The organism is Halomonas sp. E19 (assembly GCF_052439355.1).
In the GTDB taxonomy this organism is placed as follows: domain Bacteria; phylum Pseudomonadota; class Gammaproteobacteria; order Pseudomonadales; family Halomonadaceae; genus Halomonas.
In genome coordinates, this window is the sequence record NZ_JBNFWU010000001.1 from 2,906,446 (window position 1) to 2,923,695 (window position 17,250).

At 65.7% G+C, this 17,250-nt stretch carries 10 protein-coding genes and 6 pseudogenes; 9 read left to right on the top strand and 7 right to left on the bottom strand.

Going from position 1 to position 17,250, the window contains the following annotated elements:
- The first annotated feature begins 117 nt into the window (after positions 1–117).
- From ACUDAL_RS15150 to etfB, 3 genes and pseudogenes are all read left to right on the top strand, one after another.
- Positions 118–2,103, top strand: a pseudogene (locus ACUDAL_RS15150) ((Fe-S)-binding protein).
- Positions 2,100–3,382, top strand: a pseudogene (etfA, locus tag ACUDAL_RS15155) (electron transfer flavoprotein subunit alpha). The pseudogenes ACUDAL_RS15150 and etfA overlap by 4 nt, the downstream one beginning before the upstream one ends.
- The gene (gene etfB, locus ACUDAL_RS15160; protein WP_444678694.1) at positions 3,372–4,175 is read left to right on the top strand and encodes an electron transfer flavoprotein subunit beta; all 804 of its coding nucleotides are present in this window, start codon (positions 3,372–3,374) and stop codon (positions 4,173–4,175) included. Before etfA ends, etfB begins: the two are co-directional and overlap by 11 nt.
- Positions 4,176–4,389: 214 nt before the next feature.
- On the opposite strand, the gene ACUDAL_RS15165 is transcribed toward etfB, so the two are convergent.
- From ACUDAL_RS15165 to ACUDAL_RS15185, 5 genes and pseudogenes are all read right to left on the bottom strand, one after another.
- Entirely contained in the window at positions 4,390–5,319 is a 930-nt protein-coding gene (locus ACUDAL_RS15165) for a TRAP transporter large permease (protein ID WP_444679405.1), read from the bottom strand.
- On the bottom strand, positions 5,247–5,690 hold the full coding sequence (locus tag ACUDAL_RS15170) for a TRAP transporter large permease subunit (RefSeq protein WP_444678695.1): 444 nt from the start codon (positions 5,688–5,690) through the stop codon (positions 5,247–5,249). Before ACUDAL_RS15170 ends, ACUDAL_RS15165 begins: the two co-directional genes overlap by 73 nt.
- Entirely contained in the window at positions 5,584–6,219 is a 636-nt protein-coding gene (locus ACUDAL_RS15175; protein ID WP_444678696.1) for a TRAP transporter small permease, read from the bottom strand. Before ACUDAL_RS15175 ends, ACUDAL_RS15170 begins: the two co-directional genes overlap by 107 nt.
- A gap of 112 nt (positions 6,220–6,331) precedes the next feature.
- Positions 6,332–7,348 carry a TRAP transporter substrate-binding protein DctP gene (gene dctP / locus ACUDAL_RS15180; RefSeq protein WP_444678697.1) on the bottom strand — a complete coding sequence of 339 codons (1,017 nt, stop codon included), beginning with the start codon at positions 7,346–7,348 and terminating at the stop codon, positions 6,332–6,334.
- A gap of 343 nt (positions 7,349–7,691) precedes the next feature.
- Positions 7,692–9,267, bottom strand: a pseudogene (locus tag ACUDAL_RS15185) (BCCT family transporter).
- 245 nt (positions 9,268–9,512) lie between these two features.
- Between ACUDAL_RS15185 and fdhA the strand changes: the two are divergent.
- Both fdhA and ACUDAL_RS15195 read left to right on the top strand, forming a co-directional pair.
- Positions 9,513–10,707, top strand: a pseudogene (fdhA, locus tag ACUDAL_RS15190) (formaldehyde dehydrogenase, glutathione-independent).
- 148 nt (positions 10,708–10,855) lie between these two features.
- Positions 10,856–11,095: a hypothetical protein gene (locus tag ACUDAL_RS15195; RefSeq protein WP_444678698.1), complete on the top strand. Its 240-nt coding sequence runs from the start codon at positions 10,856–10,858 to the stop codon at positions 11,093–11,095.
- An 86-nt stretch (positions 11,096–11,181) separates the two neighbouring features.
- Here ACUDAL_RS15195 and ACUDAL_RS15200 read toward each other — a convergent pair whose 3' ends face one another.
- Positions 11,182–12,402, bottom strand: coding sequence for an aromatic ring-hydroxylating oxygenase subunit alpha (locus ACUDAL_RS15200; protein ID WP_444678699.1), 1,221 nt, complete (start codon positions 12,400–12,402; stop codon positions 11,182–11,184).
- 63 nt (positions 12,403–12,465) lie between these two features.
- On the opposite strand from ACUDAL_RS15200, the gene ACUDAL_RS15205 reads away from it, so the two are divergent.
- Together ACUDAL_RS15205 and ACUDAL_RS15210 are read left to right on the top strand one after the other, a co-directional pair.
- Positions 12,466–12,771: a hypothetical protein gene (locus ACUDAL_RS15205; RefSeq protein ID WP_444678700.1), complete on the top strand. Its 306-nt coding sequence runs from the start codon at positions 12,466–12,468 to the stop codon at positions 12,769–12,771.
- Between the two features lie 20 nt (positions 12,772–12,791).
- A complete protein-coding gene (locus ACUDAL_RS15210) occupies positions 12,792–13,898 on the top strand; it encodes an FAD-binding oxidoreductase (protein ID WP_444678701.1) in 1,107 nt (368 codons plus the stop codon).
- 18 nt (positions 13,899–13,916) lie between these two features.
- Here the strand turns inward: ACUDAL_RS15210 and ACUDAL_RS15215 are convergent.
- A pseudogene (locus ACUDAL_RS15215) lies at positions 13,917–14,989 on the bottom strand (substrate-binding domain-containing protein).
- Between the two features lie 188 nt (positions 14,990–15,177).
- Between ACUDAL_RS15215 and ACUDAL_RS15220 the strand changes: the two are divergent.
- A complete protein-coding gene (locus ACUDAL_RS15220) occupies positions 15,178–15,678 on the top strand; it encodes a formate dehydrogenase subunit gamma (RefSeq protein WP_444678702.1) in 501 nt (166 codons plus the stop codon).
- Positions 15,675–17,250, top strand: a pseudogene (locus ACUDAL_RS15225) (formate dehydrogenase beta subunit). The gene ACUDAL_RS15220 and the pseudogene ACUDAL_RS15225 overlap by 4 nt, the downstream one beginning before the upstream one ends.

Here is a 17,250-nt window from a genome sequence, read left to right on the forward strand (position 1 = left end):
TGGCAAATGTAGCGCCCAGGAAGGGTTCACAGCGCCCTCGCATGAGCCTGCCGCCGGCAAAGCCCCGGCACCAATGCTAACGCCAAAGCCAACGGCTTGTGAGACGAGGTGAGCACCATGCTCGACACCCTCCTGCCGATACTGATCTTCTCCGCCCTGGCGCTGGCCGCGATCGGCGCCGTACGGCGCATTCGCCTATGGCGCCAGGGTCGACCCGCCCGGGTCGATCTGCTGCGCGGGCTCGCCGCCATGCCGCGGCGCTACCTGGTCGATCTGCACCATGTGGTGGCACGTGACAAGGTCATGTCCAACACCCACGTGGCTACCGCCGGCGGTTTCGTCGCGGCGGCCGTACTGATGATCCTGGTACATGGTCTGGGACTGACCAACCCTGTCCTCGGTGGGTTGCTGCTGCTGGCCAGCGGCGCCATGTTCGTCGGCAGCCTGTTCGTCGCCAAACGGCGGCGCAATCCGCCGGCTCGGCTCTCCAAGGGACCCTGGATGCGCCTGCCGAAGAGCCTGATGGCGTTCTCGGCGAGCGTGTTCCTGCTCACCCTGCCGACGCTGGGCATCCTGCCTGCCGGAACGGGCAGCGTGATCCTCGCCCTGGCGCTGGCCGCAGTGCTGGTGTGGGGCCTGGGCGAAATGTTCTTCGGCATGACCTGGGGCGGGCCGATGAAGCACGCCTTCGCCGGCGCCCTGCACCTGGCCTTCCATCGCCGCCCTGAGCGTTTCGGTGAAGGTAACCGCTCCACCGGCCTCAAGGCGCTGAACCTGGACGACCCCAAGGCGCCCTGGGTGTCGAGACGCCCAGCGACTTCACCTGGAACCAGCTGCTCGGCTTCGATGCCTGCGTGCAGTGCGGGCGCTGCGAGGCGGCCTGCCCGGCCTTCGCCGCCGGTCAGCCGCTCAATCCCAAGAAGCTGATTCAGGACATGGTCGTCGGCATGGCCGGCGGCAGCGATGCCCACTATGCCGGTAGTCCCTATCCGGGCAAGCCGGTGGGCGAGCATGCCGGCACTCCCCATGGCCCTATCGTGGCCCGCGAAGGCACCGCCCTGGTCGATGCCGAGACGCTGTGGTCGTGCACCACCTGCCGCGCCTGCGTCGAGGAGTGTCCGATGATGATCGAGCACGTCGATGCCATCGTCGACATGCGTCGCTTCCTGACCCTGGAGCATGGCAATACCCCGGGCAAGGGCGCCGAGGTGCTCGACAACCTGATCGCCACCGACAATCCCGGCGGCTTCGATCCCGGCTCGCGCATGCACTGGGCGGCGGACCTCAACCTGCCGCTGATGCGCGACCTGGGGCAGGTCGATGTGCTGCTGTGGCTGGGCGACGGGGTCTTCGACATGCGCAATCAGCGCACGCTCAGGGCGCTGGTGAAGGTACTGCGTGCGGCCGGCGTCGATTTTGCCGTGCTCGGTAACGAGGAGCGTGACAGCGGCGACGTGGCGCGCCGCCTGGGCGACGAGGCGACCTTCCAGTCGCTGGCCAGGCGCAACATCGCGACGCTGTCGCAGTACCGCTTCCAGTGCATCGTCACCTGCGACCCGCACAGTTTCCACGTGCTCGGCAACGAGTACGGCGAGCTGGGCGGTGTGTATGAAGTGCGCCACCACAGTACCTACATCGCCGAGCTGTTCGAGGCGGGTCGGCTGCACGTCGCGCCGTGGAAGAGCGGTACGGTCACCTATCACGACCCTGCTACCTGGGCCGCTACAACGGCGAGTTCGAGGCGCCGCGCAACGTGCTCAGGGCCCTCGGCATCGAGGTCAAGGAGATGGAGCGCTCCGGGTTCCGCTCACGCTGCTGCGGCGGTGGCGGCGGTGCGCCGATCACCGATATCCCCGGCAAGCAGCGGATTCCCGACATGCGCATGAACGACGTCAAGGAGACTGGCGCCGAGCTGGTGGCGGTAGGCTGCCCACAGTGCACCGCCATGCTCGAGGGGTGGTCGATGCCACCGCCGAGGTGCGCGACATCGCCGAGCTGGTGGCCGATGCCCTGGTGACGCAGAGCGAGCCGCGGCGAGACGCGAAGCGCAAAGCCCCGACCGTCGCCGAAGCCCGCCCCGTGATGAAGGAGGTCTCACCATGAACGAGATCGTGCGTCGCGATCCGCGCCGCGAGTGGATCGCCCGCAACCGCCTGCATCCCGAGCACCTGAGCGTGCTGGCGGCGCTTGGCGAGGGATCGTCCGCAGCGACGGAGTGGATGGGCCCCAACGGCGTGATCCGCAAGAATCCCCATGCGGTCGGCTTCATCGGGCCCAACGGCATCAAGCGCATCGACCGCAGCGGTGTCCAGCAGGCTGCCGTGGTGGGACGTGGCGCCGGTACCGGCAGCAAGGCCGCCGATGATCGGCGGCAGGTCATCATCGAGGCCCCGGACTTCCTGGTCGCGGTGGTACCGGACCTGCCCGGCGGGCGCCTCTCCAGCCACGACCGCGACCTGCTGGGCCTGGCCCGGCAGCTGGCCGACGCCGATGGCGAACGGCCGGGGGCCGTGGTGGCGGTGCTCTTCGGCTCTGCGGACCATGCAGGTTTTGATGAAGCCGGCATTGATCGGCTGATCGTACTGGAAGGCGATGATGTCGACGGCTACGCGCCGGAGGCCCGCCTGGCAGCACTCACCGCCGTCGACGGCGAGTTCGCCCCGCGTCACTGGCTGCTGCCCGACTCCAAGCTGGGCGGCGCCGACCTGGGGCGGCGCCTGGCGGCGCGCCTGGGCGAGCGGCCTGCCGCCGGCGTCTGGCAGGTCGAACGGGACGCTGCCTGCGCGCTGGGCTGGCGCTGTACCGGGCGCGGTGCTGCCGGCAGCAGCGATATCCAGCGTGCCCTGCCGCGTGTGGTGCTGGCGCTGGCCGAATGCGCCGAGCCCGTTTCCGAGACCCGCCATGCGGCCCGTCCGCTGGCCTTGTCGCAGCCGCTGCCGCCCTGCTGGGGCGCATCGAGGACCTGGGCCCGGTGGCCGTCGACCCGGCCGGCGTGGCGCTGGCCGAGGCTGAGTTCATTCTTTCCGCCGGCAACGGCGTCAAGGACTGGGAGGGCTTTCACCAGGCCGCCGAGGTGTTGGGAGCGACCGAAGGTGCCTCGCGGGTGGCGGTGGACGATGGCTACATGCCGCGCCACCGCCAGGTGGGCGCCACCGGAACCTGGGTCACCGCTCGGGTCTACGTGGCGGTGGGCATCAGCGGCGCCATTCAGCACCTGCAGGGTATCCAGAGCTGCGACAAGGTGGTGGCCATCAACCTCGATCCGGGGTGCGACATGATCAAGCGCGCCGACCTGGCGGTGATCGGCGACTCGGCGAGCATACTCGCGGCACTGGTTGAGATGGTGCAGCGGCAACGTGAGGAGAAGCGCGATGCGGCCTGAAGCGCAGAAAGAGGCGGGACTCGACGTAGCGGTGCTGGTTTCCGTGGGCCGCCACCCCGTGACCGGTCGTGCCCGGCGCGCCGACCAGGACGCCCGCGGCGTGGAGCTGGCCCTGTCCCTCGCTGGGGCGCGCATCTCCCTGCTGCACGCCGGCGCGTTCGACGAACAGAGCGAAAGTGCCCTGCGCGGCTATCTGGGCATGGGCTTCCCCGCCTTGACCCTGGTCGAGCAGCCGCAGGGCGCCGATGTGATCCCCGCCCTGGCGGATAAGCTGAATGCAGCACGGCCGCAGCTGGTGATCGCCGGCGAGCGCGCCGAGCAGGGCGAAGGCTCCGGCATGCTGCCCTACCTGCTGGCCGAGCGTCTTGGCTGGCCGCTGGTCGGTGGCCTGGCCGCCGTGGAAAAGGTCGAGAATGGCGTGGCCACCCTGCTCCAGGCTCTGCCTCGCGGCCAGCGCCGCCGGCTGCAGGTGCGGCTGCCGGCCATCGTCACCGTCGACGCTGCCGCCGCCGCGGCCCGCCAGAGCGCCTTCGGCCCGGCCCAGCGCGGTGAGATCGAGGCCGAGTCGGCAGCGGTCGAGTGGGACGAGGCGCAGGTGGAGTGGAACGTGACGCCGGCCCGCAAGCGCCCCAAACGGCTCAAGATCATCAAGGCGACCTCGGCGCGGGATCGTTTCAAGGCCGCCGCGGCCAAGGCCGAAGGCGGCAGTGGCCAGGTGCTGAGCGACGTGTCCCCGGAGCAGGGCGCCGAGGCGATCTTCAAGCTCCTCAACGAGGAGGGCATGCTGAAATAGTTGTTTGCCATTCTGCTACTCCCTGCTCACCCCCAGCAACCCCGGCCCTGGCCGGGGTTTCATGTCTGGTGAGTCGAATTGAACTGGCGCCCTCTGCCCGTCTCGACGAGCAAACTGACTTCGATATCTGGAAGCGAGCAACCTGAGAAGGCGACGACGCCTCCGCGGGACTACCCCGCAGAGGCGTGCCACTTGTAGAGAAGAGCCGCTCCGCTTAGCGGATAAAGCCCAGCTGGCGCGGCAGGAACAGCGAGAGTTCCGGCACAAAGGTGGTGATCAGCATTACCGGAATGCCCACCAAGGCAATCAACATCAGCGCCGGCGAAAAGGTCTTGTGGATGGAAACCTGGCCGATACGGCAGGCCATATAGAGAATCGGGGCCACCGGCGGGCTATTGGCGCCAATCACCACCGAGCAGGCGACGATGGAGGCGTAGTGCACTGGATGCACGCCGGTCTCCACCATCAGTGGCAAAAATAGCGGGGCGATGACCACCGTCACCGAGACATCGTCGAGCATGGCCCCGGCCAGGATCAGGAAGACGTTGACTGCGATCAGGATCAGAAGCGGGTCGCTGATCAGCATTGTGATCAGCTCGGTGAGTTCCTGGGGTACCCGCTCGGCGGCCAGTATCCGCCCGATCATGAAGGAAAAGAGCAGTATCAGAATGATCGAGCCGGTGGTCTCCGAGGCGGCGATCACGCTTCGGTAGAACCCCTTGAGGGTCTGGTCGCGGTAGATTAAAAAGCCAATCACAATGGCCGCAAACGCCGCCACTGCTGCCGCCTCGGTGGGAGTGAAGACCCCGCCGTAGATACCCCCAAGGATAATCACCGGAAGGCAGAGCGCCGGGAAGGCGTTGAGGCTCGCCCGGGTGCGAGTCAGCGGTCTTCCCCCGACGTCTGCCCCCTGCCCCGACACCTCTTGGAAGAGGCGCCCGCAGGCGAAGCGATTGACCAGAATCAGGCCAATAATCAGCAGCAGAGCCGGGCCCACTGTGGCAGCGAAGAGCGCGGCCACCGACTGGCGCGTCACAACAGCGAACAGGATCATGGTGATCGAAGGCGGGATCAGGATGCCCAGCAGCGAGGAGATGCCCAGCAGCGCCGAGGAGTAACCGCGCGGGTAACCGCGCTGCTCCAGGGGCCGATCATGATGGTCCCGATGGAGGCTACCGCCGCCGTGGCGGTGCCGGCGATCGCACCGAAGATCCCTGAGGCAAGCACCATGGAGGCCCCCATGCCGCCGCGCCGTCGCCCTACCAGGGTCTCGATGAAGACCACCAGGCGAGCGGCTATCCCGCCACTCTGCATCAGGTAGCCGGTCAGTACGAAGAGCGGCAGGGCAATCAGAATCACCGAATCCACCGAGCGAAAGCCCTGCATCATCAAGGAGTTTAAGTTGGCATCATAGACCAGCGCCAGATACGCCAGCACCCCGGCGAAGGACCAGGCAATCGGCACCCCTAGCCCCATCAGAACCACCAGCAGCAGGATTGCGTACAGGCCGGCCATCAGCGCTCTCCTTCTCTGGCCATGGGCGCTGTGGCCCCGGCCGAGGCGAGCTGCCGCAGTCCGCCGATAATGTCGCGCAGGGAATAACAGAAACAGCCGATGCTCGCGACCATGATCGAGGCCTGTGAGATCCACAGCGGAATGCCCAGCTCAGGGTGCGCTGCGGACGCACCATGCCCCAGGCCAGCATTCGGTAGGCCCAGTAGACAAAACAGGCGCAGATCACCGCCACGATGCAGGCGACCAGCGTCCTGTGCAGCGCACGGATCCTCGAATCACGGATCTGCAGCTCAAGGAAATCTACCACTAGATGTTCGTTGCGCCGACTGGCGATCAGGGCTCCACTCATGTAGAGCCACATGCCCGCGAGCATGACCAGCTCGAGGGTGCCGACCAGTGACCAGCCGAACACATAGCGCGCCAGGATCAGGAAAATCATCAGCCCGACCACCAGCAGGCTGGCGGTGAAGGCAACGAGGTCGAGCACCCCGCCGATCAGCCGATCCAGCTTCGACCAAAACCCGTTCATTGCTCCCCCTTGGTATCCCCGTGATGCCTTGCCCGGTCACCCGGGACAGAACGTCGCGTCCCGACAGGCCACCCCCATCAGGGCCTGTCGGGACAGCGGCGACGCGGAACGGTTACAGCGGCGAGGCGTTGGCGCGAATCACCTCGACGATCTCCTCGCCGAGCTCGCGCGCCATGAGCGGCCAGACCTCTTCCCGGGCCCGCTTGGCAAACTCGTGCAACTGCTCGTCTGAGAGTTCGAAGTACTGCATGCCGTCGGCCTGGGCCTTGGCGATGTAGTACTCGTCCTGCTCCTGGGCGGCCACGAACTGCTGGTTCATGATCTCCTCGGCCGCCTCAGCCACTACCTGCCGATGCGCCTCGGGAAGCGACTCGTAGACATCCAGGTTCATGGTCAGGATGCCGGTCATGAAGAAGTGCTTGGTGTGGACGTAATAGTCGAGGATGTCGCGGAAGTACTCATAAGGCCAATAGATGACATTGCCAGCCTCGCCGTCTACCACCCCAGTCTGCAAGGCGGTATAGACCTCGCCCCAGTCGATGGCAGCAGTGCGATAGCCCAGCGCCTGCATGGTCTGCGGGGCCGGGAAGACGGTCATGGTGCGCACCATCAGGTCGCCGGCATCCTCCATGGTGAGGGCGTACTTGCCCCGCGAGGCGACTCCGTTGAAGCCTTCCGGCCAGGGCCCGAAGAACTTCAGGCCGATATCGGCGTAAATGTTGCCGAGGAGTTCATTGACCCAGCCACCGGGGCTGTAGGCTTCAAAGGCCTCGTCCCAGGAGAGGGTCATGTAGGGGGTATAGATCACCCCGATGCGGCGATCATAAGATGTCATCGGCCAGTTGAGCATCATATGAACGTCACCGGAAACCAGCAGGTCGAAAACCTCCTGCTGCCCACCCAACTCGTTCTGGAAAAAAACGTTGACCTTGATTTCGCCGTCGGACTTCTCCTCGATCATCTGTGCCCAGCGCTCAAGGGCATCACCGGCGGGCGAGCCCTTGGTGCCGGAGTCAGTGGCCATGCGCAGGGTAGTGGCGCTAGCAGAGAAGGAGGCCCCCAGCAGCAGGGCGGCTGACAGGGCGATGACGACGGGGAGCGTGGCTCCCTTGCGGCGCTCGAATGTCATGTCTGGCTAACTCTATTGTTGTGGTTGGTTTGCTCTGTTTATCCCCCGGCGCCGGTAGCGGTCAAATGCCATGCCTATAGCAAAAAAAAGGACGAAACAACCATAAAACCAATTTTAATTGGCAACATAATGTGAATTAACCCGGCAATAAAGAACAAATAATTATTTTTAACCACCGGGCTAGCGCGCGCCCTGTTCGCGCTGAATTCGAGGATGTCGCCCATGCCTTTCTGAAGGTCGCATCGAGATAGGGTCCTCGCCTGGCTTATCGTCTTCCCCAACAAGAAGACCCCGGCCAAGGCCGGGGTCGCGTGGTTGTTTCTTGCGTGAGGTCGATGGTGTATCAGGCCGGCCTGACGACCGCCAGACCACGCTGCTCCTCCTTGAGCCCTTTTACCAGGCAGTAGGCCATGGCCAGCAGCACCAGGGTGAAGGGCAATCCGGTGGCTACGGCGCCCGCCTGGATCGCCCCCAACGCCGTACTACCGCCGCCGTAGAGAAGAATGCCCGCGATCACCCCTTCGAGGCAGGCCCAGAATACGCGCTGGCCGCGGGGAGCGTCGGTCTTGCCACCCGCGGTGATGTTGTCGATCACCAGCGAGCCGGAGTCCGACGAGGTGACGAAGAAGATCAGCACCAGCACGATCGCCAGGCTCGAGGTCAGGAGGGTCAGCGGCAGGTGCTCGAGCATCTGGAACATGGCCAATGATACATCGCTGATGCCATCGGCTAGTGCGCCAACGCCGGCAACTGACTGGTCAAGGGCAGTGCCACCGAAGGCGCTCATCCACACCAGGGTGACCAGGGTTGGCACCAGCAGCACGGCAATCAGGAACTCGCGCACCGTGCGCCCACGGGAGACCCGTGCGATGAACATGCCGACGAAGGGCGACCAGGAGATCCACCAGGCCCAGTAGAACACGGTCCAGCCGTGGTACCAGACGGTGTCATCACGACCAACCCAGTTGGCGAGCGGTACGATATGGCTGGCGTAGGACAGGGTGGTGTGCCAAAGGTTGTTGACGAACAGCAGCACGCCGCCGGTGAGCACCACGAAGGTGAGCAGGCCCAGGGCAAGCATCATGTTGATCTTTGAGAACAGCTTCATGCCGCCGTCGATACCACGCCACACCGAGAACAGTGCCACGGCGGTGACCACGACGATGATGGCGAGCTGGGTGCCGATGGTGTTGGGTACGCCCCACAGGTAGTTGAGCCCACCCGCCGCCTGGGAGGCGCCAAAGCCCAGCGAGGTGGCCAGGCCGAAGATGGTGGCCAGCACCGCGACGATGTCGATGATGTGGCCGTACCAGCCGCGCACCCGCTCGCCGAGAATCGGCGTGAAGGCCGAGCGCAGGGTCAGCGGCAGGCCGCGATTGTAGGCGAAGAAGGCCAGCGACAGCCCCACCACGCCGTAGATCGCCCAGGGGTGCAGTCCCCAGTGAAACATGGTGGCGCCGATCGCCGCGCTGGCGCCGGCCGGGGTGTGCGCCTCGGCGTTGAGCGGGGTGCCGTACCAGTCGGTGTAGTAGGCCACCGGCTCGGCCACGCTCCAGAACATCAGGCCGATGCCCATGCCCGCGGCGAACAGCATGGCGAACCAGGAGGTGGTCGAGTACTCCGGCCGGGCCTCGGCTGCCGCCCAGGCGAATGCGCCCCACCGGCATCACGATCAGCGCCAGGCACAGCAGCACGAAGAGGTTGCCGGCGATCATGAACAGCCAGTCGAAGTGCTCGATGGAGAAACCGCGGGCCGCAGTGAGATGGCCGTTGGCGGCATCGGGATAGATCAGGGCGTAGAGAATGAAGGCCAGGATGGCTAGGGCCGAGAGGGGAAAGACGGGATGATGAAAGTCCATCCCCAGAACCTGGGCATTGTCCTGCCCGGGTTCGAGGATGGGTGCGTCGTCATGCTTCATGGGGACTCCTCGCGTGTTGTTATTGGCACCGCAAGCGCCAGGCGCTCCCGGGCGAACCATTGTTGGGCCAGGTTGGCGAGGGAATGTCGTGAGAGCGACCTCCAGCTGTCCGCTGGCTCACCGCGGTCGCGTCATGTCTCGGGCAGGCATGCGGAGGTCTCTGTGGGGCAAGTGCCACCTGATGGAGGGCATAGGCTGAAGCGGCGGTATGTGCCGTCCCATGACAACAATGAGTGGAGCCAGCCATGAGCCAAGCCAACCGAGGCGTCGTCTACCAGGGTCCGGGTAAGGTCGACGTCGAAGCCATCCCCTATCCGGAACTCGCCCTGGGCAATCGCAAGTGCGACCACGGCGTGATCCTGAAGGTCGTCACCACCAACATCTGCGGCAGCGACCAGCACATGGTGCGCGGTCGTACCACCGCACCCGCCGGGCTGGTGCTGGGCCACGAGATCACCGGGCTGGTGGTGGAGTGCGGACGCGACGTCGAATTCATCAAGCCGGGCGACCTGGTGTCGGTGCCCTTCAACATCGCCTGCGGACGCTGTCGCAACTGCAAGGAAGGCCGTACCGGGATCTGTCTCAACGTCAACCCGGCGCGCCCCGGTGCCGCCTACGGCTACGTCGACATGGGCGGCTGGGTCGGCGGCCAGACCGAATACGTCATGGTGCCCTACGCCGACTTCAACCTGCTGAAGTTCCCCGACAGCGACCAGGCCATGGAGAAGATCCGCGACCTGACCCTGCTCTCCGACATCTTCCCCACCGGCTTCCACGGCTGCGTGACGGCCGGCGTGGGACCGGGCAGCACCGTCTATATCGCCGGGGCCGGCCCGGTGGGGCTGGCGGCGGCGGCGTCGGCCCAGCTGCTGGGCGCGGCCTGCGTGATCGTCGGCGACATGATCGAGGAGCGCCTGGCCCAGGCGCGCAGCTTCGGCTGTGAAACCATCGACCTGACCCAGGATGGCGACATGGCCGACAAGCTCGAGGCGATCCTCGGCGAGCGCGAGGTCGACTGCTTCGTCGACTGCGTCGGCTTCGAGGCCCATGCCTGCGGCTGCAACCACGGCCAGGAGGCGCCTGCCACCGTGCTCAACTCGGCGATGCAGATGACCCGCGCCGGCGGCCAGATCGGCATCCCCGGCCTCTACGTGACCGAAGACCCGGGCGCCGTGGACGATGCCGCCAAGCAGGGCGCGCTGAGCATGCGCTTCGGTCTCGGCTGGGCCAAGTCCCACTCGTTTCCACACCGGCCAGTGCCCGGTGATGAAGTACCACCGCCCGCTGATGCAGGCGATCCTGTTCAACAAGATCAAGATTGCCGATGCGGTCAACGTGCAGGTGATCTCGCTGGATCAGGCGCCGCAAGGCTATGCCGATTTCGATGGCGGTGCGGCCAAGAAATTCGTTATCGACCCCCATGGCAGCGTGGCCGCCTGAGGAGTGCCTGAACCGGCTGACGGCGAGCGCCGAAAGGCGGTGCCGCCAGCCATGTCGTGGTTTGCCCGTGCGGCAGCGTGGCCGCCTGATGGCTGAGCGGCTAAGGTAGCGACGTGATGACGACCAACGACAGCAGGAGGTACGCAAGATGATGATCGCCGACCTGATCGACACTCAGGATTTCCGTGAACGCCTGCTGGCGCTGGGCATCGAGCTGCCTGCCGATGCCGACCCCGATACCTGCGCCCGGCTTGCCGCCCAGCAACAGGCCGAGGCGGGGGTGCCCGGCCTGGCGGCGCTGGTCGCCGAACTGGAGGCCCAGGCCGGGGTCATGCTGCCGGAGGTGCGCGAGGCGCTGGAACGCCACCTGCGGCCGGCCGTCGGCTAGCCGCACCGCCCGATCGCATCCGAGTGAAACGCATCGCCCCCGGCCATGGCCGGGGGCGATGCGCTTACGCCGGGTGAGCGAGAGGCCTAGCCGCGCACCACCTCAAGGTGGGGCGCACTGTGACCCAGGTTCTCCTGCATGCGCTCGCTGTACCAGTCGATGAAGTCGATCACGCCGAACTCGTAGGTCTCGGAGTAGGGACCCGGCTGGTAGGCCTGAGAGTTGATGCCGCGCTGGTTCTCCTCGGCCAGGCGCTTGTCCTGGGCGTTGGTGGCGTCCCATACCCGGCGCATCTCCTCGGGCTGGTAGTCGACGCCCTCCACGGCATCCTTGTGCACCAGCCACTTGGTGGTCACCAGGGTCTCCTGGGGACCCAGCGGCAGCACGCGGAACACGATGGCGTGGTCGCCCATGAAGTGATTCCAGGAGTTGGGCAGATGCAGGATGCGCAGCGAGCCCATGTCGGGGCTGGTCAGGCGGCCCATCAGCTTGCTGCAGGCCGGCTTGCCGTCCATGGTCATCGAGACCACGCCATCCAGCAGCGGCGTGCGGGTCAGCCGGTTGCGCTTGCCGAAGCGCTTGAGCTGCCAGGGAATCTGCTGCTCGTCCCAGTCGGACTGCTTCTTCGCCACCAGCGCTCTGTAGGCGGGCGTGGCGCGGGGGTCGTCGGTGTCGTCGAACTCCTGCAGCGAGTTGAGCAGCTCGGGGTGGGAGCCGTTGCAGTGGTAGCACTCGCGGTTATTCTCGATCACCAGCTTCCAGTTGGCCTGCTCAACGATGTTCGACTCCACCGCGACCTTGAGGTTGCCCATCTCGTAAGGCTCGAGATAGTGCTCCAGGGTGATCAGGAAGTCGTCGATGACGGGCGGCTGCTCGGCCAGGCTGATGAAGATGAAACCGCCGCCGGTGCGCACGTGCACTGGCTTCAGGCCATAACTGCCCAAGTCGAAGTTCTCGCCCATGTCGCTGCCGGCGAACAGCAGGCGGCCGTCGAGCTCATACGTCCACTGATGGTAGGGGCAGACCAGCTTGGCCACCTTGCCCTTGTCGCTGACGCATAGCCGCGAGCCGCGGTGACGGCAGACATTGTGGAACGCATGGATCGTACCGCCCTCGCCGCGTACCAGGATCACCGGGTTGTCGCCGACCTGCAGGGTCATGTAGTTGCCCTTGGCGGGAATCTCGCAGGTCATGCCGGCGAACAGCCACTCCTTGCCGAAGATCTCCTGCATGTCCAGCGCGAACAGCCGGGCGTCGTTGTAGAACGGCTGGGGCAACGAGAAATTACGCGCGCGCTGGGCGAGCATCGCGGCAACGGCTTCGCGCGCCGGGTCCAGGGGTCGTCCAGCGGCTTCTGGGAGATCGGATCCATGAAAACACTTCCTCTTGCTGGCCGCGTTGGCGGCATGTGGCGGATTGTTACTGTCGTCAGAGGTTTACGTCGTGTTAGCCACGCGATGGATGGAAACACGGCGAGTGTGGATCAGCCTCCGTTCGGCCAGTTGCCTGCCGACGACAAGGAGGAAGTCAGACGCGACGAACACAGGAGAAAAAGCGCGATGAGTGGAAGCCAGAAGTACGCTCATGTCGCCGTCAGGCAAGTCGTGGGCTTGCCTGCTGACGCAGAATTCGATCAACGGCAGGCGGTGTTCCGCAGTCGGAGCCTTCCACGCTGATCAATGCCAGGCGACTCGACATGACCATGAACTTTCTCAATCCCGTCACGACCCAGACCTGGACCAACGGCCGCCACCTGGTGCGCTGCGTCAAGGTGATCCAGGAGACCTGGGACGTTCGCACCTTCTGCTTCATGGCCGAGCAGCCGGTGCTGTTCTTCTTCAAGCCGGGGCAGTTCGTGACCCTGGAACTTGAGATCGACGGCGAGCCGATCATGCGCTCCTATACGATCTCCAGCTCACCGTCGATTCCCTACAGCTTCTCGATCACCGTCAAGCGGGTGCCGGGCGGCAAGGTGTCGAACTGGCTGCACGACAATCTGAAGGTCGGCGACGAACTGGCGGTGCATGGCCCGGTGGGCAACTTCAATTCGATCGACTTTCCCGCCGACAAGGTGCTGTTCCTCTCCGGCGGCGTGGGTATCACGCCGCTGATGTCGATGACACGCTGGTTCTTCGACACCAACGCCAACGTGGACGTCGAGTTCATCCATAGCGCCCGCGCACCCCGCGACATCATCTACCATCGCGAGCTGGTGCACATGTTCTCGCGAATCCCCGAGTTCAAGCTGCATATCGTCTGCGAGAAGAAGGACGACATCGGTGAGGCCTGGGCCGGCTATCGCGGCTACCTGACCCAGCCGATGCTCGAGCTGACGGTGCCCGACTTCCTCGATCGCGAGATCTTCTGCTGTGGCCCCACGCCGTACATGAACGCGATCAAGCGCATCCTGCGCGAAAACGGCTTCGACATGAGTCGCTACCATGAGGAATCCTTCGGCGCCACGCCGCTTGACGTGCGACAGGAGGTGCTGGAACTGGCCGAGCAGGCCGAGTCAGAGGCCGAGGAGATCGATTACGCCGACATGCTCAGCGTCGAGTTTGCCGGCTCTGGCAAGAGCGTGCGTATTCAGCCGGGCGAGACGGTGCATGCGGCCGCCGCCAAGCTCGGCTTGCACATCCCCAAGGCCTGCGGCATGGGTATCTGCGGCACCTGCCGGGTAGGGCTCAAGTCCGGCGAAGTCGATATGGAGCACAACGGCGGCATCACCGAGGAGGACGTGGCGGAGGGCTATATCCTCTCCTGCTGCAGCAAGCCCCTGGGCGACGTGGTGGTCGACTACTGACGACGGCACCGGCGAGGCTCAGCCGTGGCGTGACTCGTCGAACAGCTCGTCGACGCCACACACCTCGCCGCAACGGTCCAACGAATAGCCGGGCAGCTCACGCACGGCCTGCTGGAACGGCGCGCTGCGGATCATCTCGAGCAGACGTACGACGCTGGGGTCGGCCAGGCCGCTGCGCTGGCACAGCAGCAGATAGTGCTCGGTGGCGAGCGGCAGGAAGTCCAGGCCGAACTGGCGCGCGGCGGCCTCGACGCCGAAGCCGACGTCGGCCATCCCGGCGGCGATGTAGGCGGCCACGGCGGAGTGGGTGTACTCCTCCAGCTCGAAGCCGCGAATGCGCTGCGCCGAGAGACCCGCCTCGCGCAACAGGATATCGAGCAGCGCCCGGGTGCCCGAGGCCTGCTGGCGATTGATGAAGCGCACGTCGCCGCGCCCCAGGTCGGCCAGGCCAACGATGCCCCTGGGATTTCCGGGAGCGAGCATCAGCCCCTGGCAGCGGGTGATGAAGCGAATGAGGCAATGACTTTTAGGCCGGAGCTGACGGCGGTAGCCCTGCATCAGCGGGCCCCGGGTCGCCGAGGTCGGCATATGGTAGCCGGCCACGTCGCAGGCGCCGCGATTCAGCGCGGCCAGGGCCTCTGCCGGGCTGCAGTACTGCAAGTCGAGCTGGAAGTCGCTGGCGAAGCGGGGCAGCAGCGCCACCGCATAGCCGTGGCTGGCGTGCATGCGCAGCACCGGTTCGACGCCCTCGAACAGCTGCTGCAGCTCGAGATTGAGCTCCGAGCCCAGGCTCTCCAGCTGCGGACCGAGCCGGGCGGCCACCCGCTGGCGTGCCCACAGTAACTTGTCGCCCAGTGGGGTGAGCCGTGCGCCGCGCCCCTTTGCATTTCCACCAGCGTAACGCCGAAGAAGTCCGCCCACTTGTTGAGCAGGTTCCAGGCATGGCGGTAGGAGATACCGGCTTCGGCCGCGGCTTCGGTCAGCTTGCCGCTGCGATGGATGCCCTGCAGCAGCCCGAACAGCTGCGGGTCCAGGCGGTTGCCGGCCTCGTCGGTAAAGGACCAGGCTGGCTCGATCTTAATACGCTTCATATGCTGTGTTTTTCATATTTTGTAAGAAATGAAGTGCTGCTACCTTCACACACATGCACCGCGCAAGCTACTACGGGCACGGCATTCAATATATGCACTGTAGTACATAACTAGACCGTAACCAGCAGCTTCGAACGTACTGACGCACATGCAAGCTGCGCTCCTTACGTTCGCTTCGAGGCCAGGCCATGCTCAACAGCTCACTCCCTTCATGGACGCCCCAGCAGATTCAGGATGAGATCGATGCCCTGAAGCACAAGCCCGGCGCCCTACTCCCCATCCTGCATGCGGTTCAGGACCGCTGCGGCTACGTCCCGCGGGAGGCGGTTCCGCTGATTGCCGAATCGCTGCAGCTCACCCGAGCCGAGGTGCACGGTGTGATCAGCTTCTACCACCACTTCCGCACCACGCCGCCGGGGCGCCACGTGGTGCAGATCTGCCGTGCGGAAGCCTGCCAGGCGCGGGGCTCCCGAGCGCTGGAGAAGTATGCGCGGGACACCCTGGGGATCGACTACCACCAGACCACCGCCGACCGCGAGATCACCCTGGAGCCGGTCTACTGCCTGGGCAACTGCGCCTGCGGCCCCGCCGTGCGGGTGGGCAATCGGGTGCTGGGGCGAGTCACCCCCGAGCGCTTCGACACCTTGGTCGACGAGCTTCAGACTCGCCCCCTGGAGGTGATCGCATGAGCCTACGTGTCTTCGTGCCCCGAGATACCACTGCCCTCTCCTTGGGCGCCGATGAAGTGGCCGCCCGCCTGGAGCGGGAGGCACGCGCCCGGGCCTGGCCTTCACCCTGGTACGCAACGGCTCGCGTGGTGCCGCCTGGCTGGAGCCCCTGCTGGAGGTGGAAACGTCCAACGGCCGCCTGGCCTTCGGGCCGGTTGTTGCCGAGGACGTTCCCGGCTTGCTCGACGCCGGTCTGCTCGATCCTGCCAGGCTCGAGGCGGGCCTGGCAGACAAAAGCGGTCATCCGCTGGCCCTGGGCGCCACCGAGGCACTGCCCTGGTTCGCCCACCAGCAGCGCTTCACCTTCGCCCGCGCCGGGATCACCGATCCGCTCTCCATCGCTGATTACCTGGCCCACGATGGGTTCCGCGGCCTCGAAATCGCCTTGCAGCAGACTCCCCAGGCGCTGGTCGAGGAGGTCAAGGCTTCGGGACTGCGAGGCCGCGGCGGCGCCGCCTTCCCCACCGGCATCAAGTGGCAAACCGTGCTCGACACCGCGGCGGACCAGAAGTACATCGTCTGCAATGCCGACGAGGGCGACTCAGGCACCTTCGCCGATCGCCTGGTCATGGAGTGCGATCCTTTCATGCTGATCGAAGGCATGATCATTGCCGGTCTCGCCGTTGAAGCCACCCAAGGCTATATCTACCTGCGCTCCGAGTACCCCTTGGCCAAGGCGATTCTCGACACGGCCATCGCCCGCGCCGAGGCCACCGGCTACCTGGGCGACGACATCCGCGGCAGCGGCCGCGCCTTCCACCTGGAGGTGCGCCTGGGCGCCGGCGCCTATATCTGCGGCGAGGAGACCTCGCTGCTCGAGAGCCTGGAGGGCAAGCGCGGCCTGGTACGCTTCAAGCCACCGCTGCCGGCCATCGAAGGCCTCTTCGGTCGCCCCACGGTGGTCAACAACGTGCTGTCGCTGGCGGCGGTGCCCTTCATCCTGGCCGAAGGAGCCGAGGCCTATGCCGAGGTTGGCATGGGCCGCTCACGGGGCACCCTGGCGCTGCAACTGGCCGGCAACGTCCAGCGCGGCGGACTGGTGGAGCTGGCCTTCGGCACCACCCTGCGCCAGCTGATGGAGGAATTCGGCGGCGGCACCGCCAGCGGGCGTCCGCTGCGCGCCGTACAGGTAGGCGGCCCGCTGGGCGCCTACCTGCCCGCCAGCCAGTGGGACCTGCCGCTCGACTACGAGGCCTTTGCCGAGGTCGGTGCGGTGCTCGGCCACGGCGGCGTGGTGATGTTCGATGACAGCGTCGACATGGCCGAACAAGCACGCTTCTCGATGGAATTCTGCAAGGTGGAATCCTGCGGCAAATGCACCCCCTGTCGCATCGGCTCGACCCGCGGCGTCGAGGTGCTCGACCGTATTCGCGGAAATCACGACCGCGAGGCCAACCTCGCCCTACTTCATGACCTCTGCGACACCATGGAGGACGGCTCATTGTGCGCCATGGGCGGCATGACCCCTTCCCGGTGCGCAGCGCCCTGACCTATTTCCCCGACGACTTCCGGCGCCCGGCGGAAGGAGGCTGA

Excerpts from the sequence above, each read along its gene's own strand:
- etfB (WP_444678694.1), top strand. The coding sequence starts at position 3,372 with ATGCGGCCTGAAGCGCAGAAAGAGGCGGGACTCGACGTAGCGGTGCTG.
- ACUDAL_RS15170 (WP_444678695.1), bottom strand. The coding sequence starts at position 5,690 with ATGGCCGGCCTGTACGCAATCCTGCTGCTGGTGGTTCTGATGGGGCTA.
- ACUDAL_RS15175 (WP_444678696.1), bottom strand. The coding sequence starts at position 6,219 with ATGAACGGGTTTTGGTCGAAGCTGGATCGGCTGATCGGCGGGGTGCTC.
- dctP (WP_444678697.1), bottom strand. The coding sequence starts at position 7,348 with ATGACATTCGAGCGCCGCAAGGGAGCCACGCTCCCCGTCGTCATCGCC.
- ACUDAL_RS15195 (WP_444678698.1), top strand. The coding sequence starts at position 10,856 with ATGATGATCGCCGACCTGATCGACACTCAGGATTTCCGTGAACGCCTG.
- ACUDAL_RS15200 (WP_444678699.1), bottom strand. The coding sequence starts at position 12,402 with ATGCTCGCCCAGCGCGCGCGTAATTTCTCGTTGCCCCAGCCGTTCTAC.
- ACUDAL_RS15205 (WP_444678700.1), top strand. The coding sequence starts at position 12,466 with ATGAAAACACTTCCTCTTGCTGGCCGCGTTGGCGGCATGTGGCGGATT.
- ACUDAL_RS15210 (WP_444678701.1), top strand. The coding sequence starts at position 12,792 with ATGACCATGAACTTTCTCAATCCCGTCACGACCCAGACCTGGACCAAC.
- ACUDAL_RS15220 (WP_444678702.1), top strand. The coding sequence starts at position 15,178 with ATGCTCAACAGCTCACTCCCTTCATGGACGCCCCAGCAGATTCAGGAT.